This is a genomic window from Leptospira ainazelensis (assembly GCF_016918785.1).
GTDB lineage: Bacteria > Spirochaetota > Leptospiria > Leptospirales > Leptospiraceae > Leptospira > Leptospira ainazelensis.
Genome location: NZ_JAFFPT010000079.1, coordinates 37,503 through 63,263 on the forward strand (window position 1 = coordinate 37,503; position 25,761 = coordinate 63,263).

Here is a 25,761-nt window from a genome sequence, read left to right on the forward strand (position 1 = left end):
TTGCCTTAGGATCGACTCGTTTCCAAAAAAAAATCGGAAGCCGATGTCCGTCTTTTACGACCCGTTGGATATAAGCTAAAATCGAGATTTGAAATTCCTCGGCAAAATAGCCTCGAAACATGAAATCAAACTTCGATAAACAAGGATGGCCTAAAAAAGAAGATTCCGTCAGGGGACTTGCATTTATGATTCGGCGGAGTGGAAAAAAACACCCAAACTCGCCCAATAAATTAGTTTATTGTAATATTCTTAAGCGCAAAAAAAAGAAAGAATTAGGTCACGACGGATTCGCTGTTTTCCTGGATGACATGTCCGTCTTCGAGAATCATACGAATGAGTCTTGTCATCTCCACTGAATATTCCACGTTGAGATGTTTGGTCACACCTTCGCAAAATCCGTTGATGATGAGAAGTTTTGCGTCGTCTTCGGATAAACCGCGGGACTGAAGATAAAAAAGCTGGTCTTCGTCGATTCTAGAAACGGTCGCCTCATAGTTTAGAGTTCCATTCTGACCCGAAACGTCGTTGTAAGGATACGCGTGAGACTGAGAACGATTGTCCATCATAAGACCGTCGCATTTTACGTGAGAATAAGAATTCTCCGAACCCGTGGTAAACTTCACAAGTCCTCTGTAAGAATTGATTCCTCCGTCCAGAGAAACACCTTTTGCTAATATATTGCTTCTTGTATTTTTGCCGACGTGAATGATTCTCGCGCCCGTATCTTGGATCTGTCCTCCGCCCGCAAACGCGAGCGACAGGATATCACCTGTAGAATGATCTCCTTGAAGAACGATTCCCGGATATTTTACGGTGTTCGCGCCGATGTTCACGTCGGTCCAGGTGATATGCCCTCTTTCATGGCATAACCCGCGTTTGACGGTCCAGTTATACATATTCTTCTTCCAATTCTGGATCGTGGTATAAAAGATTTTTGAATTTTTGTGAGCGACAAGTTCCACGACGGCGGTATGAAAGTTGGTTCCCTTATCTTGTACCGAAGAACATCCTTCCGAATATTCTATCTCGGCGCCTTCATCTGCGATCAGTAATGTTCTTTCGTATTGTCCGGAAGAGGCTGCGGTGACTTTGAAGTAGGCCTGAAGAGGCATCGGAGTTTTTACGCCCTTAGGAACGAAGGCAAAGGATCCTCCGGAAAAAACACAACTATTGAGAGCTGAGAATTTATTGTCGCCGACGCTAACGACGGTTCCGAGATATTTTCTTACGATATCCGGATATTCACGGATGGCGGTATCGATATCGCAGAAAAGAATTCCGAGTTCGGTCAATTCTTTCTTCACGTTTGCGTAGACGGTTTCGGAATCGTTCATCGCTTCGATTCCCGCTAAATACTTTCTTTCGTGTTCGGGAATTCCCAGACGTTCGAAAGATTTTAAGACTTCGGGATCGACTTCGTCCCAGGATTTTTTCTTCTTTTGATTGGATCCGATATAATGAGTATAAGAATCGATGTCTACGTTGAAGTTGGGAAAAAATCCCCAGGTCGGCATCGGTTTTTGTTCGTAGATTTCGAATGCTTTGAGGCGAAATTCCGTAAGCCAGGAAGGCTCATTCTTAATATGAGAAATGGATTCTACAACCTTTCGGGTCAAACCTTTCGGGAAGTTATCGGCGCGGTAAAACCGATCCGCCGGATTGTTTTCTTTTTCCAAGACCTGTTCCATCTTTATTGCCTCCGAAAGTTAGACTTGATTGCGACCTAATTTGCGATCCGTAGAGAGCAAATTAAACAAATTACTGAAGTCTCCACAAGAATCAGTCGGAACTACGACGATCACTCGTGAAACTTCGCAGGCCCCACCCTGATTTTGGGTGGCGGGGTGGGTGGTGGAAGTTTCCGGAGACCTTTCTCTATCACAAAATCATAATTTTCGCAATGAAAAAGTTTCCCTCGTTTCCGTAGGAACTCCTACAAAATTCCGCTTTTGGACAATTGTCGTTCCCACTCAGCTTTTGGAACGGCTATCCCCAAGAGCGATTTTCGAGTTTCTTTCTGGATCAAAATTACGATCCATAAAAGAACCCCGACTTATTAAGAAGTCGGATCGGAAACTCGAAAATTTTAACGGATTCAGAGTGATTCTTCTTACGTTCGAAAAAAGAATTCTTACTTCAAGTCGATCTTTCAAAACGGGATTCGAAACTCTCGGAACATTCTTCCAAAATGGAAATAAAAGAATTCAGTTTTATATTCTTTAAGCGATTCCGTTTTTCAATCACTTAAGAACCATCATCCGCAGGCAAACGCCTGCGGACAGGAAAAAATCAGTTCACGGCTGAGAAATAGTCTTTGGATTTTTGAGGATCCGCAACCATTGTCTTTTTGCCTTCATCCCAATTCGCCGGACAAACTTCGCCGTGTTTTTCGACAAATTGGAATGCCTTGATCAGACGAATCGCCTCGTCGATATTCCGTCCCACCGGAAGGTCGTTGATCGTAGCTTGACGAATCACCCCGGCTGGATCGATGATAAAGGTTCCTCTGAGAGCCACTCCTCCGTCGGTAAGAACATTGTAGTCTCTGGAGATGGACTTTGTGAGGTCGGCGATCAGCGGATATTTGATATCTCCGATCCCACCTTCTTTTTTCGGCGTGTTTTTCCAAGCTAGGTGAGTAAACGCGGAATCCACGGAAACACCGAGAACTTCAGCTCCGAGTTTTTTGAATTCTGCGAGCTGATTATCGTATTCGATGATCTCAGTCGGGCAGACAAAAGTGAAGTCGAGAGGGTAAAAGAATAGAACTACCCATTTTCCTTTGTAATCGGAAAGTTTGATTTCCTTGATTTCTTTTCCAAGAACAGCTTCTGCTTTAAAATCCGGCGCTAGGGATGTAACCTGAGGCATTTTGTTTCTCCTTTGTGAATTTGTTTTGAAACTTTAGACCCTTCCATTCTATCCTTCCAGTCCTCCGAAGCAAATATTTTTTAGAATGATTCTAATTTTTTTTTAATTCTAAAAAATTTGGACGGAACTCCGGACAAAGAATCCTCTGAGAGGCGAAATGTGAGAGTTCCTACTTTTTGAAAAGAGGGAAAAGGACCAAGAAAGAATCCCTTAGATCGAGGCAGAAATCCCGGAAAAAAGGAGATGTTCCGACTTTTTCATAAAAATTGCGGGAACTCCCCGGATTTTCGCACCTTCCAAGTGAGGCTGCTTCTTGTAGAGGGGAAAAGGTCGGAACTTACGACCTCCCCTTTCTCGAAAAATCACTTCCAGTGTGAGAGTTCCTACTTTTAAAAACTCTAAAAAAAGCCGCCTCAATCCTTCCAAAGAAAAAACCCATTCTCAATCCGCAAGAACACAAAACGGGAACGCGGCCTCGCGTGGGAACTCCTCTTCAAATCCACACCTGAAACGGTCCGCAAAAAAGGTTCTGTGGGAACTCTCACAAAAAAAAGGGAAACTCCTTACTCAAGGAACTAAAAAAAGTAGGAACTCACACGGAAAGAAACTCTAAACCAAAAATACCTCGCAAAGAAGAATCCAATCTGAGTCCAATTGATATATGGAAACAGCGCTCTTGATTCTCCTTTGTTGTACATCGCTCGTCGGACCCCGAACGGGAGTTCATGAAGACGAACTTAACTATTGCTCCCCGCGTCCGAACTGCGTCTCAAGCCAGAGTTCCACCTACAACCCGATCCATCATATCGACCCTTTTCATTATACCGAAGAGAAAGAAGCTGCCTTTCAAAAACTCAAAGAAAAATTGGAAGAGGCGGATCGAGTGAGCGTCTTGGAAGTGAACGGAAATTATATCAAAACCCGATTTTATACGCGGGTCTTTCACTTTCCCGATACGGTGGAATTCCTCTTCGAAGAAAATACAAAAACGGTGCAGATCCGATCCGAATCCATCCTCGGGCTCTTTGATTTTCTCGCAAACAGAAGAAGACTCAACAATCTCAGAGAAGAACTCGGCTGGGAATAAAATTTTTAGAATATTCTATTTTAGGAATATTCTGGGCGAGTCCTGCTCGCAATTCTTCTAAAAGGAAAACGAATCGACATCGGAGCAGGACCGGGCTCTCCGCTCCAATCTGCGAAGCGCGTTTCGGATTCTCAAAAAAAAAAGCGCATCGCAGGATTTCCGCTTCGATCCCTCTCGCGTTGAATTTTTCTATCAAGAAAGATCCGTCGTAAAAAGAAACCTCCTACAAAACTGGATGGATCCGTAATAAAAACGATGGAGTTCCCACAGATTACGTCTCTTCGACTTTTTGTGAGGATCCCAATCGGGCTTTTATCATCCAAAAAAGTATGAGTTCCAACAGTCTAAAGTTTATAACAGATCCAAAATTCTTTGCAATGGGAGTTCCCACATTTTCAGATGTTAAGACAAGCGCAAAACGTTCAAAGACTTCCGTCGATCTCTTCGATCCTCAGATCATCGTTAAAAACGGAACCGGAAGGGACGGTCGGAGGTGCGTAGAGACCAAAATGAAGTTGTGCGATCGTTTTTTTTCTACAAAACACTTTCGCCTGAGAAACGAGGGTTCCATTCTGCCAGACCTTAACCACACCTTCCGGATTTTGAAAATCCAAAAAAACTTTGATCTGGACCCATTGAGACTTAGGAAACTGTAGAGACGTATTCTGAAAAGAAGTGATCTTTTGACCGCTGGAAGGAACGTGCATAAGATGAACAAAACCGTCATAACTCAAATTTACAAGAACGGGACTGTTCCAGGAATCCGAAACATCGTCGGCGATCGTCGCAAAACTAAACCATTCGTTTTCGGGAGACATCTGACGAAGATTCATATCCAACCAAACGTTGAACGTGATCAAAACCGGAGTGACAAAACTACCGCCCGAAGTCTTCTGAAGTTGAATCGTAGGATATCCTCGATGATTGTTGTTGATCCAAGGATTGGTCGGAATGTAAGCCGATTGAATCCAACCTTTATGGGATTTTGTCCCGCTCAAAACCTGTTCCGCCGAAAGATCGTGAGAAGCGCTTCCCTGATAGTTTTGAGGAACGATATAAAAGTTCGAAAAATCATTCACCGATTCAAAGGAAGTAAAAAAAGTTCGGTTGGCCTGAGTTCTCGAAAGATTGGCTTCCGGAGAACACTGAGCTTGGTTGACCGCCCCTAAAAGAAGTAAATTCTGCAAAGAAGTATCTTCTTTGTTTTGATCGCAGAAATTCAAAAGGCAGATACAGACAAAAAGAAAGATTCGGATTCTACTTTTTGAATTCAAAAACGTTGAGGAAAAAGTTTGCATAGGGTTTCTTTTTTAAGAAGACGTCCAAAAGAAAAATCAAAAAAACAAACCGATCCCCTAAGGGATGTCCGACTTAAAAAACATCGTGCCTGTTTAAGATTTTCACTTTTTGGAAAATTCTTTCCGGAAAAGAGAGACTCAAAAAACAAACTCAACCTTTCAAAAAGCTCATAGTTTCTTGTAAATTTTTTGCGATCTGTAAAAGACTCACGGCGCTTCCGGCGATCTCCTCCGAATTGGCCGCGCTGTTCTGAACCGTGATCGAAATATTGGAAACCGCGTTTGCCGTTTCCGCGATCGCCACCTTTTGTTCTTTTACGGAGATTCGAATTTCTTCGGACTTCGCGTCTACTTGATCCACACCAAAACGGATCTTTTCCTTTTTCTCCTGTTGGAGCTCCATCGTCGCCACGATCTGATTGGACGATTCCTTTAAGTGTTCGAGGCCGCTCAAAATTTCGGCGTAAACCGTAACCGAATTTTCCACGATCCTTCTTCCGGTCTCGATTTCCGCGTTACTCGTCTTGATGAGTTCTTCGATCGTCATCGCGCTCGAATCGGTCTGTTCTGCGAGTCTTGTAATCTCGCTCGCCACAACCGCAAAACCTCTTCCGTGTTCACCCGCCCTTGCCGCTTCGATCGCTGCGTTCAAAGCGAGTAAATTCACCTTTTCCGAAATCTCTTTGATGATAGCGGTAATGGACTGCATTTCCACGGAACTACTCTCGATCTTTTCCATGGTATCCGTAAGATCACCCATCGTTTTTTTACCGGAATCCGTCTTGAGATACATTTCGGAAATTCTGTTCAAAGAATTTTTCACGGCTTCCCCGACCTTGTTGATCATTCCCTCGAGTTCCCGCATTTCTCCATTAAACGAAGAAATCAAAGCATACTGGGATTCGGCGTTTCCGTTTACGTATTCCATTCCGGAGGATATCTCTTCCACGGAGGCGGAGATTTCCTCCACGGAAGCGGATTCGGATTGGGCGTTTGAAGAAAGATGATCTGCGGCTTGAGAAAGTTGTTCGGAAGAGGCGACGATAGTTTCCGAAAAGTTAAGAATCGTATCCAACATCTCCTTTACCTTGATCTGAAAAAGACGAAAAGCGATGAGCAAAAGATAGAGCTCGTCCTTTTTTTGGGAATCTTCGACCACATCGACCGGGTGTGAAAAGTCCGCGTTGTTGATCGCGCGACTCACCGAGTTCAATCCTTTGACGAGGCGAATCGAATACACGATCGCGATCAGAAGAATATAACTCAAAGTCAAACCCGAAAGAAAAATAAAGACGATCCAACTAAAAGAGAATTCCTTTTCGGCTTTGATATAAATTTTATCGGTGATTCTCAACTGAACCTGGATCAGCTCCTCGATCTTTTCGGTCACGGGATCGATCTTCGAATACAAACGGTGATCCGCAAAAGCGCCGAGGCCTGCGAAATCTTTTGCAAGCATCAAGGCACGGGCTTCCGCAACTGCGGAATCGGAAGCTTCAAAAAGCGGATTCAATTCTTGGATGATCGCCCGTTCTTCCGAGACAAGACGTGTCGCGTTGTATGAGTTCCATTCTTTCTGAATTCCGGAACTCGCCTTATCCAAGTTGGCAACTCCTTCTTCCGGAGTAAAAGCTCCGCTTCTCACTTTGTGAACACAGTCGACGATAAAGATCGCATACAGATCCGAGATTTTTTTGAGTTGTTTGAGAGGAATGACACGATCTTCATAGATCGTTTCTATGTCTTCGATCCTATCTTTTGTGTTGATCAACGCAAGAGCCACTAAAACCGCGATCGGAATCAGAACCGACCCGAAAAGAAGAATCAATTTTTTTCGAATTCCAAACCTTTGAATGAGGACATAAATTGTTTTCATACGTTTAAGGGGGATAATACTAATATAACTTAAGAGACGAGTCAAGTGTTTTCACTTTGTCTTCGAGCTTGCGCCGTTCGAGATTATAAAGTGATGCAAAAGCTTATCATAGGATGATAAACTCGAATTGAGAGTAATAATATTAATCCGAAATGCGCGGAAACGAGAAAGAATCGAATTCTCCGGAGGCGGAGAAGGATGTGAGGATCACTAAATCGATGCAAGACAAAGGCGATCGAATACTCATATTTTGAAAAAACAACTAAACAATCCCTTACAAACGATCGGAGATTTTAAACAATTTTGAAATCGAATCGAATCAAGAGGCGGGTTTTTCGTTTCTAAGATCTCCTTGCAGACGTTTACCAAAAACGTCCGGATAAAAATCTTTCAGACCTTGGATCACAAATTCAAAGGGAAAGTCTTCGAAGACTCCTCTTTGCCTTACATATTCCATAAATTTTTTTCCTTTCCCGTCAAAGGAATGAAAGACATTGTCCTTGGTTTCGTCAAAATCGAGCGGTTCCACGCCGAATTTTCTGCAAAGATCCCGATCAAAAACGGGAGTAGCCTTGATCCAATTTCCATCTATTAGAATTTCTGCATATCCATGATAGGCAAAAGTTGTGGTTCCCAAAACCTGGATCAGACGTTCACTCGCAAGATGATTGACGACGTCAGCAAATCCGATCTTGGAAGGAAAACCTAACGCCCTCGCACCCGCGGCAAAAAGAAGAGATTTTGGAATGCAATAGTTTTGTTTGCTCTCTGCAATCTTACTCGCACGATACGATTCTTTTGTATCGGTGACCACGTAGGGATTGTATCGAATCTTATCCCTCACTCCCAAATAAAATTCTTTCAGTTTTTCAAGCGGAGAATTCTCCGAACTTGTAGATTCTTCTATAAACTTGAGAACGGAAGGAGAATCGTGATCGAAATAATACGTGGATAGTAAATGAGAATTCGAAGCTTTCATAGTTTTTATCCCGAACCTTAAATCAATCCAGGTTCTCCTCCATGTTTTGTAATACAAAACATTGAGTCCACCGGGATTCGAATGCAAAAAAACCAAAGTAGCTTTCGTTCAGATGTCTTTTTTTATGTAGACCGGGAAATTTGAGTTTGATAAGAATTCGTTTCGCAGTAGTTTTCTCCGAAAGTGAAATGAGAAAATTACTTGCTCAGACAAATAAAAAGAGTTGTAAAAAAACGGCGGCTGATCCTAGATTGAGTTCGATAAAACGATGAAGAATAGTTTGAAAGAAAGCGCCCTACCTTCCGGGTTATAGGGAGTTGGTTCCGATAAAAACCGTTTCTTCATTTTTGATTTTTTGTGAAATCCCTTCCACACAAGTTTGGAAACGAAAATCAAAACTTTTTGCGATCCCTTTCGCAAAAACAACAAAGGAGAGTTTTATGAATCAAATTCAAAATCGCGTGCTAATGGGCATCGTTTTACTTTGCGCCTTTTCCATATTTGGAAACTGTGAAAGTGAGAAGAGTTCGGACAAAGAAGACCCTTTAAAAAATCTTGCGCTTCTCTTAGGTTCGAGCGCTCCTCTTACCGAAGTTACGGACGCGGACTGTACGGATGCGGCCCCTGCGTTCTCCACACTCGGCCAAGCGGGAACTACGGCAACGTGCGCTACCTGTCACAGCGCCTCAAACGCAAACGCGGGTTTTGACATAACTTCTTACAACAGCGTAAGAAACAGAGTCACCGTAGGAAATCCAAAAGGAAGTCTGCTTTTTACTAAGATCAATACGGGATCGATGAGACTCTACAATACGAATTCGATCAACAAAGCGATCTATTGCTGGACTCTCAAAGGAGCAAATCCTTGATTTCTTCCCAAACGAAGACGGTCGTGTTTTTTCTCGGGATCGTTTTTACGATCTCCGGGACCGATCTTCTTTCGGAGAAAAAAACAAAAGAACTGGTCGTCAAAGAAGCGAACGTCCAGTTTTTGAGCGAAGCTCCTCAGGAAACCATCCGAGGAACGGTTTCCAAAGTCGAAGGTTCGGCGAACTTGGATACGAAAAAGGTGGTCATTCGTGTCGACCTCAACGCTCTAAAAGTTCCCAACCGAATGATGAACAATCACATGCACGAGAATTATCTCGAAACGGAACAACACCCGATCGCGTCCTTTGCGGGAGTGATCACAAAATGGGATCTGAAATCCAAAACGGTGGAAATCGAAGGCGAAATCGGCTTACACGGAATCACCAAGAAGAATGTTAAGATCCAAGGAACCATTGAGGAAAAGGAAAAAGACTTTTTGATTCGATCGAATTTCGAAATTCTTCTTACGGATTTTAAAATCGAAATTCCTAAATTAGTTGTTTTGAAACTCAATGAGAAAATTCGAATCGAAACCAATATCTTATGGCAGAATAAAGAATGAACGATCTCGCTTTTCGTTTTATAGTCCCGCTTGTCTTTCTTATGTTTGTTTTTCCCGCGTTCTCTCAAGAACAGAGAAAGTCCGCATTCTTAGGAAGTAGTTTGATTCACATGCCGAGCACGGAAGACGTGGGGAAAAACGGCCTGGACTTCCGATTCAATCACCGTTTTGGAGACGCAAAATCCACTTCGTATGATTTTTTCGGCTTGGACAACGGAGCCAATACACAGCTTTCTCTGGATTACGGTATTACGGATCGAATTACGGTCGGGATCGCAAGGACTTCGTTTCAAAAAACATACGAGGCGAGATCTAAAATTCGTCTTTTGACTCAGGATTCGGGCTTTCCCGTGACTGTGAGTTTTTTCGGAGTTTTCGGTCAGGAAACTTCGAAACAGGAACAATTCTTCGGCCCTCATCTTCGTCCTACGACCGGAATTCCGACCTTGGATTCGAATCTGGAAAAACAGTTAAATACTTACGAACTCAGTTATACGGATCGTCAGAGCACCCTCGCCTCTTTTTTGATTTCGAGAAGATTTAACGACGTTCTTTCGATTCAGATCTCTCCCATGTTTGTTCATAGAAACTACGTCAAAGATCATATTTCCAACGATCGAACCGGCTTGGATGTTTCGTTTCGTCTTCATCTTTTCAAAAGAGTGGACTTTACGTTTGCCACAATTCTCACTCCGAAAAGGGATTACGTCGGGGATTCTTACAATAGCGAAGATAGAAAAACCAAAATCGGCGGCGTGGAATATTCGGCTACGGAAGTGAACGATCTGATCGCGAGAGGAAAGTCGATCGACGCGTATGTGAACAACATTCTTCTATCGAAGTCGGTGGAATACTCGACGGTTCCTTTGAGTTTCGGTGTGGACTTCGAAACCGGCGGGCACGTCTTTCAATTTTTTGTCACGAACAGCCGAGCGGTCGCTCACACACAACTGCTTCGAGGCGCGGATTACAACTACGATAAGAAAGAATGGACGATCGGGTTTAACATCCATCGTTATTTTTCTTTGGAAAGTTCCGAAAAATCGACTCCCGAAAAAACCAATTAAAACGAGAAGGGTTTAACCGCCCTTCGCCATAAGATATTTTTCCATAAACTCGGTGATGTCTTTGATGTTTCGATTGATCATCTTTCTGAGTTCCGGTGGAATGTTTTGGGATTTGATGACTCGATAGTAGTTGAGCGCGTTTTTTAACATTTTCCTTCTGGCGAATTCCTGAGCTTTGACGAGCATAGGTTTGTATTTATAGTATGAGTATTCCATAATACTGTAATTTTTAGAAAGTTTAAAAGCGTGAGGGATTTTTCCGAAATCGTAAGTCAAAGTTAAGAATGGTGCGTCGTCCACCTCCGGAGGTTTTAGCTCCAGAATACCGTGGATCATACGAGGCTCTTCTTCTTTAGAACCTCCGGATTCTTCTCCGCCTTCTTCGTTCTCATCCTCTTCTTCACCAAAAGGTTCGAGTCCGCCTTCCAAAACTTCGATCTCAGGAGGTTCTTCTTCTCCTTGATGAGACGCGGGCGCGAGATGAGGAATTTCAGGAGTGGATTCCGCGGTCTTTTGATATTCCGGATCGGGAAGACCTATTTTAGGAAGTTCTAATGGTTTTACTTCCTTTTCGGGAGTTTCGGAAGGTGCGGGAAGAGAATCGAATTTGAGTTCTCCCAACGGGGAAGGCGCCGGCGCTTTTGGAGGTTCTTCTTCAGGACGAACGGTTTTATCGGTCGGATCCGGAAGTCGGATCGGTACCAGCTCTATCTTTGGAATAACGGGCGCTAAAAAAGGCGGAAGATCGTCTCGACTAGGAGCGTCCGGCCATTCAAAATCCTCCGGTTCCGGCTGACTCTGCGGCGGTAACGGAGTTTCTTCTCTTTCTCTTTTTTTCTGTTCTTCTTTTTGTTTGAGATATTCGTCTCTCAGTTTGAAGAGGTCTTCTTTTCTCCGGTCGTCTCCGTCCCGACGGTCTTTACGATTCGGATCCTGGCCTCTTCGATCTCCCCCGGACCTCCGACTTTCTCCCGTTCGTCTATCGACAAGAGGGAGGTCTTTGAACTTCTCCCATTCTTCCGAAAAAAAAGTATCTTCGGGAAGATCCATCGCATTTGGGTCAAGATGCTCTTCGAAACCGGGAGCTCCTTGCCCCGGACTTCCACTTCCCCCGGGGGAGGCTCCTCCTCCACTTCCGGGAAAACCTCCCGGACCACCTCCTGCGCCGGGAGAGCCCAAACCGGAGGGAACTCCACCGCTTGGACTTCCGACCCCGGTTCCCCCACCTGGAAAACCGGGCCCCCCTTCTCCGAAACCACCACTTCCTGGCGCACCGCCTGTTCCACCGCCGCCGCCAGACGCTCCTCCTCCACCGCCGCCTCCAGGAAAGGAAGGAAGAAAGCCGGTCGGAACTCCGGATTCTGAAGAACCGCCCGAACTCGGAGGAGGAATGCTTCCCGGAGGAAGGGAAGGTCCGGGACTGAAAATATGATACGAGACCGGACCCGGTGGCAAATTCCCCGGGAGGGTCGGAGGACCGGGAATGGCGCCCGGATCCAAAGGAGAAAGGGGGAGAGAAATCGGATTTCCAAAACCCTTAGAGATGGTGTCGCCTAAGGATTCACTGATGTCCTTGATAGCACGAACCAGATCTCCGAGAGGAATTGGAGGACCGCCGTAGTCGTCCGGACGGTAGACTTCTTCTTCGTCGCTTTCCAGGTGATTTTCGATCTGATCGATATTCTCCTGGATCTTTCCTTGAATCGCCTCGTCCGGAACACGACCCTTTGTTCTTTTATAAATTTCTAATGCACCATTGTAACTCTCCTTATCAACGAGGGCTTCCGCATTGATAAGGGGGCGGCGGTGATTCGCAAATTTAGAATTATTGCGGATGATATCGTCGACTTTATTCTTTAGGTCTAATTTAGGTTTTTTGCGGAGACCGGGGAACTGCTCTTTGTGCTTTTTTGCTTCTTCGGAACCGAGCCCTCCCCCGGTAGAAGAAGGAGCTCCCACACCCGAACTGGCAGGGGACATCCCAGAAGCAGGGGGAGAAGTCGGAACTCCCGGTTGAGAAACGGGAATTTCTTTTCCTCGATCTCCTCGAACGTTAGTCCCACCGCCTGCCCCAGGAGCGCCGGGAGAAGATTTTCCGGAACTGGAATCCCCCTCTTTCGAAGGAGGTTTTTCTCGAAAGAGAGTATATGCGCCTGCCCCCGCGGATAAAAGACCTAACATGAATAAGAGGAGTGTTGTCATTGGGAGAAGCTACTGTTCTTAAAATCGACAAAACTGGGTACCGATCTTGAACCCATTCGGCCATCTTTTTGTAATTGACGCCATGGATGTATAGTATATTTCTGACTTATGAAAGCTTCGGTTCGGGCAAACTTAAGTTTTGGATCCAGTCCAGACAATCCGGACGGACTTCAATTGAAAATCACCTTTGATGAAGATACACAGTCTGCTTATGGTGACTTCACTTGTCCGGAAAAGTTTCAAGGTCAGCCTGATGTAATCCATCCTGGAATTATATCTACGATCTTAGACGAAATCATGGTGAAAATTAACGAAGCCATGAATTTCAAAACAACCACTGGCGAACTCACGATTCGTTTTCTACAACCGGCATTTGTCAATCAACCACTTCATCTTCGCGGATGGTTTGTAAAGAAGAACAAAAAGGTGATTGAGAATAGAGCTGAAATCGAAAACGAAATCGGAAAGATCGTAGCTCGTGGAAAAGGCAAATACATCGAAGTAGACGACTGATCTTTCTTTTGCAATCAAACCGCCGATGTGGTGAAACTGGTAGACGCAGTGGATTCAAAATCCACCGGGGGCAACTCTGTGTCGGTTCGAGTCCGACCATCGGCATATTTAAAAGTTCGACTCTCATCTTAGATTTTTCAAAATCCACCGGGGGCAACTCTGTGTCGGTTCCAGTCGCCCCATCAGGCAAATTTAAAAGTTCGACTCTTATATTAGATTTTTCAAAATCCACCGGGGGCTACTCTGTGTCGCTTTCAGTCGGGCGCCATCAGGCAAATTTCAGATATTTACTTTTCCATTTCCTATCTTAAAAAAGCGGAATCAACTTTGACCGGTTCCTCAAGTTAGACACTATAAAATAGATTCGCTGCTATGCAGGAACGGGGTCTCAGCTCCCGTTTAGAAATTGAGAATTTTATCGAAGATCGAAGTTTGAGAATAAGGACTATTTCTTAACGCCCGCATACGATCAATCCAGTGGGAGAGTGATTGCGCTTGAGCTAGATTCGATCCCTACCACAGTCAAAGTGAGTTTCTATTTCGTGGGGAAAGAAGTAGGAACTCACACTTTTCGAACGAAGAAAAACTCGAAGTTCTAAAACAAATTCTTTCAGACGTTTACTTTCACCGACAAAACTTTGTTGGAACTCCCTCGAAAAATCTCAGAAGAAGTTTTGCGTTCTAAACGAAAAGAGAAACCGCACCTTTAAATTGGAAAAGTAGGAACTCCCCCTTTTCGATTTTCAAGAAGTTAGTAATCTAAACCGAATTCTTGCTAAGAAATATTTTTTACCTACAAAGTTTCGTAGGAACTCCCCAAAAAGGCCCTTTGTATTCTAAAAAAAGGAACGCCAGAAAAATGCCAAAAGTAGGAACTCACACTTTTTACTCAGTCGTGCTCTGCAACGACAAAGAATAAAAAGGCTCCGATCCAATCCGAAAGTTTCAAGTTTGATTCGCGAAAATTTTGGTAAAGATCGGATTTCGATCCTTGCTCGCGTAAATTTCAACGATACTACAGACAAGAACGACCAAAGCCAAAACAAAGGAAACTCCCGCGCCGTCTTGAAAACCTAACACGGAAATATGAGAACCTATGGCGCCGATCATAATCACGGCTCCGATCATGGCTCCCAACCAACTCGTCTGCGGAACAAGGAGCAACAATACTACCGCTAATTCCGCAAAACCTACCACATAACGTCCGAAAGGTTCGGCGTCCAATGCAGAGAACGTCGCAATCGACCGATCCGCACCCGAAAGTTTAAAATAAAAAGCGGGAATCAAAATCGCAACGGCGATGATTCTTACCGTCCAATCCAATATCTTTTTCATAGACCTTCGCTCCCTTTATCAATCCCCTATTCTAACCGTTTTGAAAACAACCCGCAAGGCATTTTCGTAAAAGGAAAAAGCAAAGAGAGCGAAAGCTCCTCCAAACCGATAAAAATCGAATCCTGACTTCGCTTTTTCTAAAAAAAATTCGGATTACGGAGCCTCCAAAACGCAAGTTAAAAAAAAGAGAATAAGAAGAATCGGAAATTCTATCGGTAAAAATGGAAGTCGGGCTCTACAACAATTCTGAAAAAACCTCAGTCCAAAAACTGAAAGTATATTCAATTTTTATAATTCTTTCTTTAAATAGATTATAACTTTTCCATTCCGCTTAGTTTTCCGTTTCTCCGAAGCGCGTCTTCAAAAAAATCGGTTTCAATTCGTTCGATCGCCCTTAGAATCATCTTCATCTCGTCGTCGGAAAGACTCAAAAAAAGTTCCTCTCCCTTTTCCAGGATCGAAAGACCGAGACGAATCCCTTCCACTTCTTCCTTTGTATAGGTTTTAGTTTTTTGTTCCATCTTCGAAACGATCGCCTTCATCATCGTTACGATTTTTTGCAACAGTTCCCTGTTGGAAAGGGTCTCAAACAATCTTACGATATCGTCTCGAAATTGATCGGCTTCTTTTTTGGGAACCTGTGCGATGATCCTATCAAACACCGCCGGGTCTTCCGGATCGTTCCCTTTTTTTAATTCTTCTTTTGTGAATTCAAACATCAGAGCTTCAAAATGTCTAGCGGTCAGATAAGAATTCAAAGCCGCAAAACCCGTCTTAAAGGCGGCTCCAAGATGTCTTCCGAAATGAAAGGCGGCGGCCCCTAAAGAACCGATCAGACCGAAAACCTTCGAAGGACTGTGAACAAATCCCGAAAGAGAATGAAACGCTCCGTCGAGCAATACCCTTCCTTCATATTCAGGATAGAGCAATTGCAGAAAGTATTGAAGTAAAGTATCTATGACCGGTCTTGGAATTTTTACGAGATCGGAATAACGTTCTAGGTTGGACGGAGAATATCTTTTTACAAGAGAGGCGCGATACGCGCGGATCAAAATCGGGAAGTCCGGATCCTGAAGAAGATTTTTCATATTTTCGGAAGAATCCGATTCTATCTTCTACGGTAAACTAGAAAACGTTTTAAGCTTTGAACGCGGCGAGATATTGAAGGGCTGCATCGGGAGGCATAGGTTTACTGTAAAAATATCCCTGCCCTTTATCACATCCTTCCTTCTTCATTAACTCGCCCACTTCGGCGGTTTCGATTCCTTCCGCGACCACGGTCATTCCGAGTTTGTGTCCGAGATCGATCGCGGCCTGACAGATAAAAAGAGCCTCCTTATCATAAGGGGCTACGCTCACAAAGGAACGATCGATCTTCAGCTCCGTAAACGGATAACGGTGAATCTGTTTCAAAGAAGAATAACCGATTCCGAAATCATCGACCGAAAGACCGATTCCCCGGATTCTTATTCTCGTGAGAATGTCGAGCGTTGATGTTATGTTTTCCAAAAGTTGAGTTTCGGTGACTTCCACAATGAGCTGGTTGTTTTTTAATCCGAAACTCTCGATCATCTTCGAAATCGTTTCCGGTAAAATCAACTTGTTCAAACTTACGGGAGAAATGTTCACGGCCACCGCGATCCCCGGGAAGTCCCGATTCCAAATCGCGCACTGACCCAAGGCTTGGACGATCAACTTCTCTGTCATCGCGTCCATCAGACTTGGAAAGGATTCCAAAGTTGGAATGAAAGAATCCGGAAAGATCAGACCTCTTACCGGATGATACCACCGAACCAAGGATTCAAAACCCGCGATCTTTCCGGTTTTAAAATTGATCTTAGGTTGATAAAAAAGAATAAACTGTTCTTCCCGAATTCCTTCTTCGATCTCTTCCGCGGAAATCGCCGACGAAGGTTCGGTCGCGATTCTTTTACCCGAAAAAGAAAGTTGAGACGTTTCATTCTTCTTATCCGAAATCAATCCCGTTAGAACTCTTTGATATTCTTGAATACGAATCGGCTTTTCTAAAACGCCCGAAATTTTTAGTCCGTATTGAATCGCAAGAGCTTCCGCGCTCTGCAAAACGCGCCTATCCGCGCCGCTGATCAAAATCACTGAAACAGATAATTTTTTTCCGGAAAGCATCCGCAAAACGTCGACCCCGTCGACACCCGGAATCATCAGATCTAAAATGATATACTGAGTGTGATCGTTCAACTTCTCGAAAAAATGACCGGCCTCGTGTGTGATCGTCACCTCAAAGCCGCATTGTTTCGCTAAATCTCCGAGAATCCCTGCGATTTCTTCCTCGTCGTCGAGAATCAGTAGATTGGGTTGTGCGGGCTGATTCATGAATGCCTAATTTACAATTTAGCGAAATGATTCTCAAGAGATTTTCTGGCGATCGGCCAGGGGATTGGAAAAGAATTTTCAGAGTCTTCCGAACTTCCAAACGCTGAAAAATAATAAATTTCTATCTTAGAATTGTTTTTCTTCGTTTTTATGGCAAACTCCTTCCATTCCGCAAAACGAACCTTCCATATCTCGGAAATCAAACACGACTCTTTTTCAGAAAAGTTTGGGTCGGAGCCTAAGTCCTTGAGATCGGAAACCTTATGAACCGCGTATCCCAAACTTCTTAGAAAATAAAAAATCCAATCCGCAAACGGACCTTCGGTGTGGAAATAATATATTTCAGGAGATTGTTTTTTGGAATTTTCCGGAACAAACGGATCGGACTTCAACTCCACGACCGGGAAGTAGAGATAGAATTCGGTTCCGATACCGGGATTGGATTGGAAAAAAATCCGCCCCCTACTTCTTTTTACAAAACCGTAAACCATAGAAAGTCCAAGACCGGAACTTTTCCCTTTCGGTTTGGTAGAATAAAAAGGATCAAAAACTTTCTCCAAATCTTCGGCTTCGATTCCGTTTCCGGTATCGGTAATCTTCAGCAAAAAATAATTTCCGTCTTCCAATCCCGGAATTCCCTTTTGAAAATTGGAAACGATCCGAATCGTTTCCACCAAAATTTCCCCGTCCTTACCCTCGTTTGCTTCGATCGCGTTCTGAAAAAGTTGAGTCAGGCTGTTTAAAAATTCGGAATGATCGATCAAACAACGATCTCCGAGTCCTTCCGGATCGAACGTGACTCGTATTTGAGTCGGAAACAATTCCTGAGAATTTTTTAGAAACTCACGGATCAATTCGTTAGGATCCGTAAGTTCCTGACGAAGGGATTGTTTTCTTGAGAAATTTAGAAGTTTCTTATTTACTTCCGCGGCTCTCATCACCGCGTTTTGTGCGGATCGAATCCGATTGATAATCTCGGGTTGTTCCTTACACTGCATTTCCAAAAGATCCAAATTGGCGATGATGATGTTGAGAATATTATTAAAATCGTGTGCGATTCCTCCGCCGAACTCGGCGATCGTATCCATTCTTGCGACACGAGAGTTTTCTTCCAAAATTCTTTTGGAAGGAGAGAAATCCTTTGTTTGATTCCGGAGTAGAATTCGTAAAAATTCTTTGGAAAGAGAGCCGGCGCTAAGGTTTCGTTTTTCAAGATAACCTTCAAATCCGGATTCTTTTGCCAGGGTTTCGAGCTCCTCTTTGGAAAGTCCCGAAACCAAAATCGCGGAGACCGGACCGCCTAAAACCGAACGGATGTCGTTTAACAAATCGATCCCGTTTTGAGAGCCTAAAAAATGATCCAAAACGAAAATTTGATTTTTTACGGAGCCGGAGGAACAAATCGCGTCGAGCGCGCTCGGACCGTCTTTATAACGTTTTAATACGTAATTCGGGAATGGAATATCGCTCAGATATTCCTTAAAAAGGATCGTGTCTTCCTCGTCGTCGTCCACGAGAAAAATCGGGATCTCGTCCGGAATCCGATCAAGTGACAATGGGAAGCTCCACGATCTCCAACCAATATTCACCAAGGGTTCGAATCGTTTCCATGAAAGCGTTGAAGTCCACGGGTTTTCGTATAAACGAATTTGCTCCGAGATCGTATGTCTGCAACATATCCTCTTCTTCCCTGGAAGTGGTAAGAACTATCACCGGAATTTTTTTAAATTCCGGAATCGATTTTATCGATTTTAAGACTTCCCTTCCGTCCATCTTAGGCATATTGAGATCCAGAAGAATAAATCCTGGACGAGGATACTTTCGAATATCAGAATATTCTCCTTGATTCTTTAAAAAATCAAAAAGTTCCTCGCCGTCCTTTACGAAGTGAAGCGGATTGGCTAGGTTGTTTTCGCGAAATCCTTCAGTCATCAGAAGTCGATCGTCAGGATCGTCTTCCGCGACAAGAATGTGAATGGAACTATGTTTTTTTGTTTCCGGTTTCATACGATCTATTCCATACTCAGAGCGCCGGGAAGATCCACATAAAAGGTGGACCCCTCTCCCAATCTACTCTGCGCGTAAATTCTTCCCCCGTGAAGTTCGATGATCTTCTTACAAACCGCGAGTCCGATCCCGTTTCCTTCAAAATCTTCGCGTGCATGAAGCCTTTGAAAGAGCGTAAAGATCTTCTCTCCGTGTTTTTTGTCAAAGCCGATTCCGTTGTCGAAAAAAGTAATTTGAATCCAATTGTGCTCCGTAGGATGGGGAACACACTGAATGATCACTTCGGGAATCTTGCTCTTATTAAACTTCAGCCCGTTTTTGACTAAGTTCTGAAAAACGGTTCCGATCTGCGCCGGATCGCACCAGGCAAACCCAATATCGGAATCCACCACCTTTGCGTTTTTCTCTTTGATAAAAATTTCAAGATCGCCGATCGTTTCTTTTAAGATCGCCGTCAGATCGCAATATTGAAACGGCTTCGCTCTTGTTTTGATTCTGGAATACGAAAGAAGTCCTTCTATCAGATTGGAAAGCCTAAACGCGGAAGAAACCATTCTCTGAAGATAATCCACGGACTCGGGGTCAAGATTCGTATTGGTATTCTTCTTTAACAGACGATCGCCGAAAGCCATGATCTTACGAAGCGGCTCTTGAAGATCATGCGAGGCTATAAACGCGAAGTCTTCCAGATCCGCGTTCGAACGTTTTAACTCCTTTGTGAGAGCTTCGAGTTGAACCTGAGTCTTTTGCATTTCCGTAATGTCTTTTCCGGTTGTATAGATCAGTCCGTGTTCCGGTGAAAACGTCTCGCGCCAGAGAATACTTTTAACCTGGCCTTCTTTTGTAACGTATCGAATCGATTCGGAAATATTTTCCTTATTTTTATAAAACTCTTCCCGGACCTTAAACATCCTTTTCCTATCGTCGGGATAGACGAGCTCCGACAGATCCGTGGACGCCAATTCCTCCGAGGTATAACCGAGGACATCCGTCCAAGCCTGATTCCGTTCGATCACTTTTCCGTCGAGTGTTGAAATCTGAAACATATCGCCGGAAAGTTTGAAAAATTGATCCTTATCCTCCTCCGCTTCCTTGTTGCGGAACAAAACTTCGATCTGATCGGAAATCAATTCAAACATTTGAATATAAGAATCTCCTGAATCGATTTCTATATGGGTGCAGAATTCAAGAACGTAACTTTCGTGTCCTGTTTTCAAAGGTACGGCGATCCAGGACCGAATTCCGGATTGAACGGCTTGTTTAGTCCTTTTGAAGTCGGCTTCTTTTTGAATGTCTTCCGAAAAAAAGATTCGATCCGTGGAAAACACCTTTCCGATCAGAGCTTCTCCCGGTTTAAATTTGATATCGAAGGAAAGAATTCTATATCTCAAAAAAGTGGAATCGGTGGAATGCCAAGAGGCGTTCTCCTCCAAGATCAATTCTCCGCCTTGGTATTTCCAAGTCTGCGCGAACTTCCAGGAGGTTTCTCTGCAAATGACTTCGAAAAGAATCTCAAAGGATTCTTTTACGTTGGAAGCTTTCGGAATTCTCAAAGAGATTTCTTTGAGAATATTCTGCTCGGTTTCCCTTCTTCGTTTTTCGGTGATGTCCTGAAAAAAAACAGAAAGACCTTCCTCGAAAGGAAAAACCCTAAATTCTATCACGTTCCCCGTGAGTTCGTTTTTGAATTCGAAAGAAACCGGCTTTCGAGAAAAAACGGAGAGTTCGTATTTTTCACGGAAAAATCGGGCCGATTCTTCCGGATAAATATCCCAGATGTATTTACCGATCAATTCTTCCTTTGTTTTTCCTAACGTGACGAGCGAGTGTTGATTTGCCGAAATAAATCTCCAATCCCTGGAGAGAGAGAAGTAACGATCGGACATACTTTCGATGACGGATTGTTTTTCGTCCCTGTTTTGTTTGAGCGAATAGTTAGTCTCGACGACGTCGGATACGTTGGAAAGGATCGCCAAAACCGCGACGGTATTTCCGTAAGAAATTCGATTCGCCGATATTTTCATATAAAGAATTTTTTTATCTTTTCTCCAATGTCTCCAGATTCCGCGGGATTGAATTCCGTCCTCTTTCGCGAAATTTTTGATGACAACGTCCAGTTCGGCGCGGTCCTCTTCGGGACGGATGTCGAGGAGATTCAAGGATTCGAATTCTTTTCTGGAATAACCGTAAAGAAAAACGGCCGCGTCGTTGACCGAGAGAATTTTTAAAGTGGATGGATCGAATAAAAACGCAGGCTGAGGAAGTTTATAAAATATACTTTCCACACCCTTCTCTTTTTCTATTTTCTCAATTTCGCCTTCCCGAGCCAAAATTTCGAACGTGTAAAGTCGACAATGACGATATTCGTCTTTGATTAGATTCTTCCAAAAAAGACGGAGAATCCATTTCTCCGAGATTAAAGTTTCAAAATATTCCGATTCTTGAATATTTTTTATAAGAATGTTTTCGGTAAACTCGGCGTAGTTGCGGATTTTTCCGTGTAACTGAAACAAAAAGGATACAAAAGTATCCGGAATCGTTACGGATCCCTGAAACCCCCAAAAAATAAGGGATTCTTTAGAAAATAAGATTTTTCCATTAGGACGTTCCTCGATTATACAAATTCGTTCCTGGAAGGAAGGAATCTCGTTGGAAAATTCTTCCAGAGTTTTGATACGGGAGGGTTGCATGTCCGTTTCTAAAGAAGGACAATTCTAACTTCTCTCCGACGGGAATTTCAATTAAAAAATCGTAATTAAGAATTTAGTTTCTTTTTAATTTCGTTTTTCCAGTGGTGAACCATCTTTCTTCCGGTTTCATAACCGATATCGTATAACTTCTGAAATTGATCCCAGTCAAAAGTGGAGTAACCTCCGACCGGGAGTTCGATGTAGAGATCCGATTTATCTCTCGTCCGATTCAGAGTATTCTTACTCGAAAGCATGAGGGAGCGCATCATGATCTCTCCCAGACCGGGATATTTGCTTTTCAAACTCTGTCGCGTCAGATGGTGAAAGAAAATTTTTAAAAAGGAAGGGGCTTCGCCCAAATACTGAGGACTCAGAAGATCTTGATAGACCAAGTCCTTGTCGATCTGACCTCCGCCTCCGAGATCCACCGAGATGAGCAGACCCGCCCCCTTCTCTTTCAAAATGGAACCGGGAAGATTATCGAGCAATCCTCCGTCCACGAACAGTTCTCCGTTTTCGGAAAAGGGAGGAAAAATTCCGGGGATCGAAGTGCTCGATCGAACCGCCTTCCAGAGCAAGCCTTTGTCAAAAACTTTCCTTTCAGCTTTTGTAAGATTACAAGCGATCGCGTAAAACGGAATCGGAAGAGTTTCGATGTTTCGATCCTGAAAAAATTCGTGGATCGCATTCGAGTAACGTTTCCCTCTTACGAGAGAAACGAAGGGAAACGTAAAGTCTCCGAGGATATTTCTATCCAACCAAAAATCGCGGATGAGGGGAAGAATGTCCGAAGAACTAAGACCCATCGCAAAAAGCCCGCCCATAATCGCGCCGGCGCTCGTGCCCGATATCATATCCACGGGAATATCGTTCTCCTCAAAACATTTCAGAAGTCCGAGATGTGCAAATCCCTTCGCGCCTCCTCCTGCAAGAGCCACTCCGATGCTGTTTCCCGTAAGTTTTCGCGAAAGCCTTCCAAAGTCAGAGGGAACATCCCGACGAATAATCGAATGTGAAATTCCGGAAAAATCCTTTAAGATCGATTCTATCCTTTTCCAATTTTCGAATTTAGAATCGATTAGAAAAACTATCTCCTTTTGAATTTCTCCCGGCAACATAGTTTGAGTCGTCGCAAAATCAAGACTCGGACTTCGGTCGGGATCGATTAAGATAAGAATCCGGTCCGATTGACGAAAACAAGTTTCCCTCCAGCCCGGATGATACAGATCCGTTTTGAATATTAGTTTTTCGTAATATTTTTCCAATTCGTAAAACCAATGAACCAAATCGGCTATCCGATACGTTTTCGAATCCTTCGAGGTTTTTGAAGCGGACTTGTTTCCGGATTTATGAAAGGTCTGCATATCCACAAGCAGCGTTTTACCGAATGATTTGAGTCCGTTTTGAAGAGATCGATAAAAGTTCTCGGTCGATTCTTTGTCGGCTCCCAACGGGAAAACCGAAAGGGTTCGAACCGAATTGGCTTTTTGAAAGGCTTTGTGTCGTTCCGCTCCCAGACGATGTGCGATCGTTCCGGTGATCTGAAAAAGCGCGTCCGGGGAATTTGCAAAACTTTTCCGGAAGTCCTCTCTCGAAATTCTTACAACCTGACTCGTCCTCGAAGAGATCACAGTCGCGGATCGTTTGTCTCCGCTCAAAAGAGACATTTCGCCGATGATGTCACCTTTTCCGAGTTCTCCTTCCGCGAGAATTTCACGATTTTTAGAATGAACGGTCCACGAAAGCCGACCCGAAACCAGGATATACATGGAGTCGCCAGTCTCTCCTTGTTTAAGCAGAATTTCTCCCCCCGGTATCACGAGCCATTCCATCCGGGATTCTAAATTGGACAATGTCGCTTTATCAAGGTGGAACAATAATTCGACAGAGGACAAAAAATCCAAAAGTTCCTTTCGGGACGGCCTGAGTTTGGATACGTGAAAGAGATGGTTTTCACGATTGAGATCCGCAATCCACTTTTTCCAATGTGAAAGTTTGGACTCGATTTTCGACAAATCATCCGGTTCTATATAAAGAATTTCTGATATACCTGAATAGACTACCTTATCCGGTTGAAAGAGAAAATAGTCTCCCGGGAACAAATCCCGAAGAATCAGACTGTGTTCTTCCGTATTTAAGAGGGTCTCTTCGAGTTTTCCCGAAAGAACCAGGCAAAGCGAACATTCGGGCACGATCCCAAGGGAAGCGGTCTCGTTTGTCCAACGGATCGATCGAAGACGTTTCCCGATAATTTCCTCCTCTTGTGAGTTTTTCCACGCTGGAAAATGAGATGAGGTTTTAGCGCGAAATCCTTTGAATGCTTTGAGAAGTTTTTTGGATTCGGAAAAATTAATATTAGATCGAGTCACCGACTACCTTCATTTTAGAATTTTAATTCCCTGGATTGTAATCCTTTTCTACTCATCAATCCGTTGATCCCTCGGGAAAGTTTTTCTTTCAATAGAGAAAGAGAGGATTGAGTTTTTTCGATTTAAAAAAATCAGGACCGTATTATGGCAGATAGAAACGGAGCGCAGGTTCTTTCGTTCCAAAGATGTCAAAAATAGGACCGTTACTTACGGCGTGCTCCAAAACTCAATTTTACTTTATCGGAAAGATCAAGCCGCAGGAACCTATCCCTTGTTTTGTATATATTCCCTTAACGTGAGTCTATCGAGCTTGTTTTAGTTCCCCGAGAAATCCACTTTTTTTTAGATCTATTTCTATAAAATAACTTTCGAGTTTATAAACTCAATGGTTTGGATTCTCAGGTTCAATTAAAATAAGGATATTCAAAAAAGAATTCCGGTAGGTTGGTTCATGTCTTACGATCTTTATTTTGCCTGTTCGATCCAATACATTGCATTGGGTTTGATATATTTTATCAAAAGAAGGAGGTCGTTCCATCGAAAGCAGGCGCTTATTCTTATGGCTATCGGATTTAACTTAATCATCTTTTCCACTCAGAATTATTTCTCCAATAAAACGCTCCGGCTTATCGGTGATTTTCTGTATTCTTTCTTTTTGATCGCGGGAACGATCGTTATCTACACGGTTTGTAAAGAATCGTTCGATCTTAGAGAAAAAGACAGAACAACAAATCAGAAAGAGACTTCCTTTTCTAAGGAGTTATTAGCGATAGGATCGATCTCTCTTTTTACGAGCGTCCTGATTCTATCCGTTTGGAATCATCCGGAGAATCAAAATCTTCCCAATCTTTTTGTTTCCGTAAGCGAAGTATCGATTTCCATACTTGTCCTTTATTGTATTTACGTTCATTTTTTTATTAAGAGCTTTTACGTAAAAAAAGGACTTAAGCTCATTTATTTTTTGATTACGCTGATGCTTGTGGAAAAGATAAATCAACTCTTGCCGGGAAACTACCAGGAACCCGCGATGAAAATCGGCGGGATCGTCTATTTGGTTTCTCCGTTTTTTCTTTTAAACAGTTTTATCCAGTTTCCGTTCAAAAAAATAGAATCGGGAAATCATTCTTCTGTTCCGATTCCTTCCGGGTCGTTTTCCACACAGCCCTCAGGAAATTATTATCTGACAAATATGGATACCGAAAAAATCAAAAAGAATCTCTACGATCTTCTCGATACGGAAAAGATATTTTTAGACGAAGATATCCGACTACCTTCGGTCGCCGAAGAGCTCGGTTTGTCTACTCATCAGCTTTCCGCTTTTCTCAACCGTTATCTTCAGACAAACTTCAATAACCTCGTCAATATTTACCGAGTAAAGGAAGCGATGAAACTACTCAAAGAAGAGCCGGCAAGATCGGTCATCTCGATCGGGATGGCAGTCGGGTTCAATTCAGTTTCAACGTTTCAAAGAGCTTTTTTAAATATGGTAAAAATGAGTCCGAGCAGATACCGAGAGAGTATACTCATTGGAAAAGAAATAAACATACCCGTCAATTTGATGGAGACGGTAGATAAAGAATCGACAATCCCTTGTTAGTCTAATTTACTAAGAGGACTTTTGTTCGATACTTTTTTAGCCTATTCCCCTTTGGTAGTCGTTTAAACTTGAAGGGATGGAAAAAG

19 protein-coding genes and 1 tRNA gene are annotated in these 25,761 nt (G+C 43.3%); 7 read left to right on the plus strand and 13 right to left on the minus strand.

Translation table 11 applies throughout. The annotated features are described in order from the left end of the window. Positions 1-272 precede the first annotated feature (272 nt). Complete coding sequence (gene sufB, locus JWG44_RS19090; protein ID WP_205276662.1) at positions 273-1,688, minus strand: Fe-S cluster assembly protein SufB; 1,416 nt, start codon at positions 1,686-1,688, stop codon at positions 273-275. Positions 1,689-2,289: 601 nt separating this feature from the next. Then, entirely contained in the window at positions 2,290-2,871 is a 582-nt protein-coding gene (locus JWG44_RS19095; RefSeq protein ID WP_010574111.1) for a peroxiredoxin, read from the minus strand. 661 nt (positions 2,872-3,532) lie between these two features. On the opposite strand from JWG44_RS19095, the gene JWG44_RS19100 reads away from it, so the two are divergent. After that, the gene (locus tag JWG44_RS19100) at positions 3,533-3,958 is read left to right on the plus strand and encodes a DUF1499 domain-containing protein (RefSeq protein ID WP_205276663.1); all 426 of its coding nucleotides are present in this window, start codon (positions 3,533-3,535) and stop codon (positions 3,956-3,958) included. 422 nt (positions 3,959-4,380) lie between these two features. On the opposite strand, the gene JWG44_RS19105 is transcribed toward JWG44_RS19100, so the two are convergent. From JWG44_RS19105 to JWG44_RS19115, 3 genes are all read right to left on the minus strand, one after another. Beyond that, positions 4,381-5,256: a heparin lyase I family protein gene (locus JWG44_RS19105; protein WP_205276664.1), complete on the minus strand. Its 876-nt coding sequence runs from the start codon at positions 5,254-5,256 to the stop codon at positions 4,381-4,383. Positions 5,257-5,407: 151 nt separating this feature from the next. Beyond that, entirely contained in the window at positions 5,408-7,132 is a 1,725-nt protein-coding gene (locus JWG44_RS19110) for a methyl-accepting chemotaxis protein (RefSeq protein ID WP_205276665.1), read from the minus strand. A gap of 319 nt (positions 7,133-7,451) precedes the next feature. Further along, the gene (locus JWG44_RS19115; protein WP_205276666.1) at positions 7,452-8,111 is read right to left on the minus strand and encodes a transglutaminase-like domain-containing protein; all 660 of its coding nucleotides are present in this window, start codon (positions 8,109-8,111) and stop codon (positions 7,452-7,454) included. Between the two features lie 440 nt (positions 8,112-8,551). Between JWG44_RS19115 and JWG44_RS19120 the strand changes: the two genes are divergently transcribed. The 3 genes from JWG44_RS19120 to JWG44_RS19130 are packed head-to-tail and all read left to right on the plus strand — an operon-like array spanning position 8,552 to position 10,610. Further along, entirely contained in the window at positions 8,552-8,980 is a 429-nt protein-coding gene (locus tag JWG44_RS19120) for an LIC11213 family lipoprotein (RefSeq protein WP_205276667.1), read from the plus strand. A gap of 23 nt (positions 8,981-9,003) precedes the next feature. After that, positions 9,004-9,543 (plus strand): YceI family protein, encoded by a 540-nt coding sequence (locus JWG44_RS19125; RefSeq protein ID WP_332460814.1) that lies wholly within the window; start codon positions 9,004-9,006, stop codon positions 9,541-9,543. 41 nt (positions 9,544-9,584) lie between these two features. Beyond that, positions 9,585-10,610 carry a DUF5777 family beta-barrel protein gene (locus JWG44_RS19130; protein WP_408612027.1) on the plus strand — a complete coding sequence of 342 codons (1,026 nt, stop codon included), beginning with the start codon at positions 9,585-9,587 and terminating at the stop codon, positions 10,608-10,610. A 12-nt stretch (positions 10,611-10,622) separates the two neighbouring features. On the opposite strand, the gene JWG44_RS19135 is transcribed toward JWG44_RS19130, so the two are convergent. Continuing rightward, entirely contained in the window at positions 10,623-12,791 is a 2,169-nt protein-coding gene (locus JWG44_RS19135; RefSeq protein ID WP_205277065.1) for a hypothetical protein, read from the minus strand. Positions 12,792-12,920: 129 nt separating this feature from the next. Here JWG44_RS19135 and JWG44_RS19140 point away from each other — a divergent pair, with 129 nt between their 5' ends. Both JWG44_RS19140 and JWG44_RS19145 read left to right on the plus strand, forming a co-directional pair. Continuing rightward, on the plus strand, positions 12,921-13,325 hold the full coding sequence (locus JWG44_RS19140; RefSeq protein WP_000648186.1) for a PaaI family thioesterase: 405 nt from the start codon (positions 12,921-12,923) through the stop codon (positions 13,323-13,325). 21 nt (positions 13,326-13,346) lie between these two features. Further along, positions 13,347-13,430, plus strand: a tRNA-Leu gene (locus JWG44_RS19145). An 840-nt stretch (positions 13,431-14,270) separates the two neighbouring features. On the opposite strand, the gene JWG44_RS19150 is transcribed toward JWG44_RS19145, so the two are convergent. The 7 genes from JWG44_RS19150 to JWG44_RS19180 all read right to left on the minus strand — a co-directional run bounded on the left by JWG44_RS19150 (position 14,271) and on the right by JWG44_RS19180 (position 24,078). Then, positions 14,271-14,660 carry a MauE/DoxX family redox-associated membrane protein gene (locus tag JWG44_RS19150; RefSeq protein WP_205276670.1) on the minus strand — a complete coding sequence of 130 codons (390 nt, stop codon included), beginning with the start codon at positions 14,658-14,660 and terminating at the stop codon, positions 14,271-14,273. Positions 14,661-14,971: 311 nt separating this feature from the next. Beyond that, the gene (locus tag JWG44_RS19155) at positions 14,972-15,748 is read right to left on the minus strand and encodes a hypothetical protein (RefSeq protein WP_205276671.1); all 777 of its coding nucleotides are present in this window, start codon (positions 15,746-15,748) and stop codon (positions 14,972-14,974) included. A 49-nt stretch (positions 15,749-15,797) separates the two neighbouring features. Next, entirely contained in the window at positions 15,798-17,012 is a 1,215-nt protein-coding gene (locus JWG44_RS19160; protein WP_205276672.1) for an EAL domain-containing response regulator, read from the minus strand. 11 nt (positions 17,013-17,023) lie between these two features. Then, on the minus strand, positions 17,024-18,568 hold the full coding sequence (locus JWG44_RS19165) for an ATP-binding protein (RefSeq protein ID WP_205276673.1): 1,545 nt from the start codon (positions 18,566-18,568) through the stop codon (positions 17,024-17,026). Next, positions 18,558-19,019: a response regulator gene (locus tag JWG44_RS19170; protein WP_205276674.1), complete on the minus strand. Its 462-nt coding sequence runs from the start codon at positions 19,017-19,019 to the stop codon at positions 18,558-18,560. The genes JWG44_RS19165 and JWG44_RS19170 overlap by 11 nt, the downstream gene beginning before the upstream one ends. A gap of 5 nt (positions 19,020-19,024) precedes the next feature. Continuing rightward, entirely contained in the window at positions 19,025-21,709 is a 2,685-nt protein-coding gene (locus tag JWG44_RS19175; protein ID WP_205276675.1) for a PAS domain S-box protein, read from the minus strand. Positions 21,710-21,774: 65 nt separating this feature from the next. Further along, entirely contained in the window at positions 21,775-24,078 is a 2,304-nt protein-coding gene (locus JWG44_RS19180; RefSeq protein ID WP_408612021.1) for a patatin-like phospholipase family protein, read from the minus strand. Between the two features lie 451 nt (positions 24,079-24,529). On the opposite strand from JWG44_RS19180, the gene JWG44_RS19185 reads away from it, so the two are divergent. Next, a complete protein-coding gene (locus JWG44_RS19185) occupies positions 24,530-25,675 on the plus strand; it encodes a helix-turn-helix domain-containing protein (protein WP_205276676.1) in 1,146 nt (381 codons plus the stop codon). The last annotated feature ends 86 nt before the right edge of the window (positions 25,676-25,761 follow it).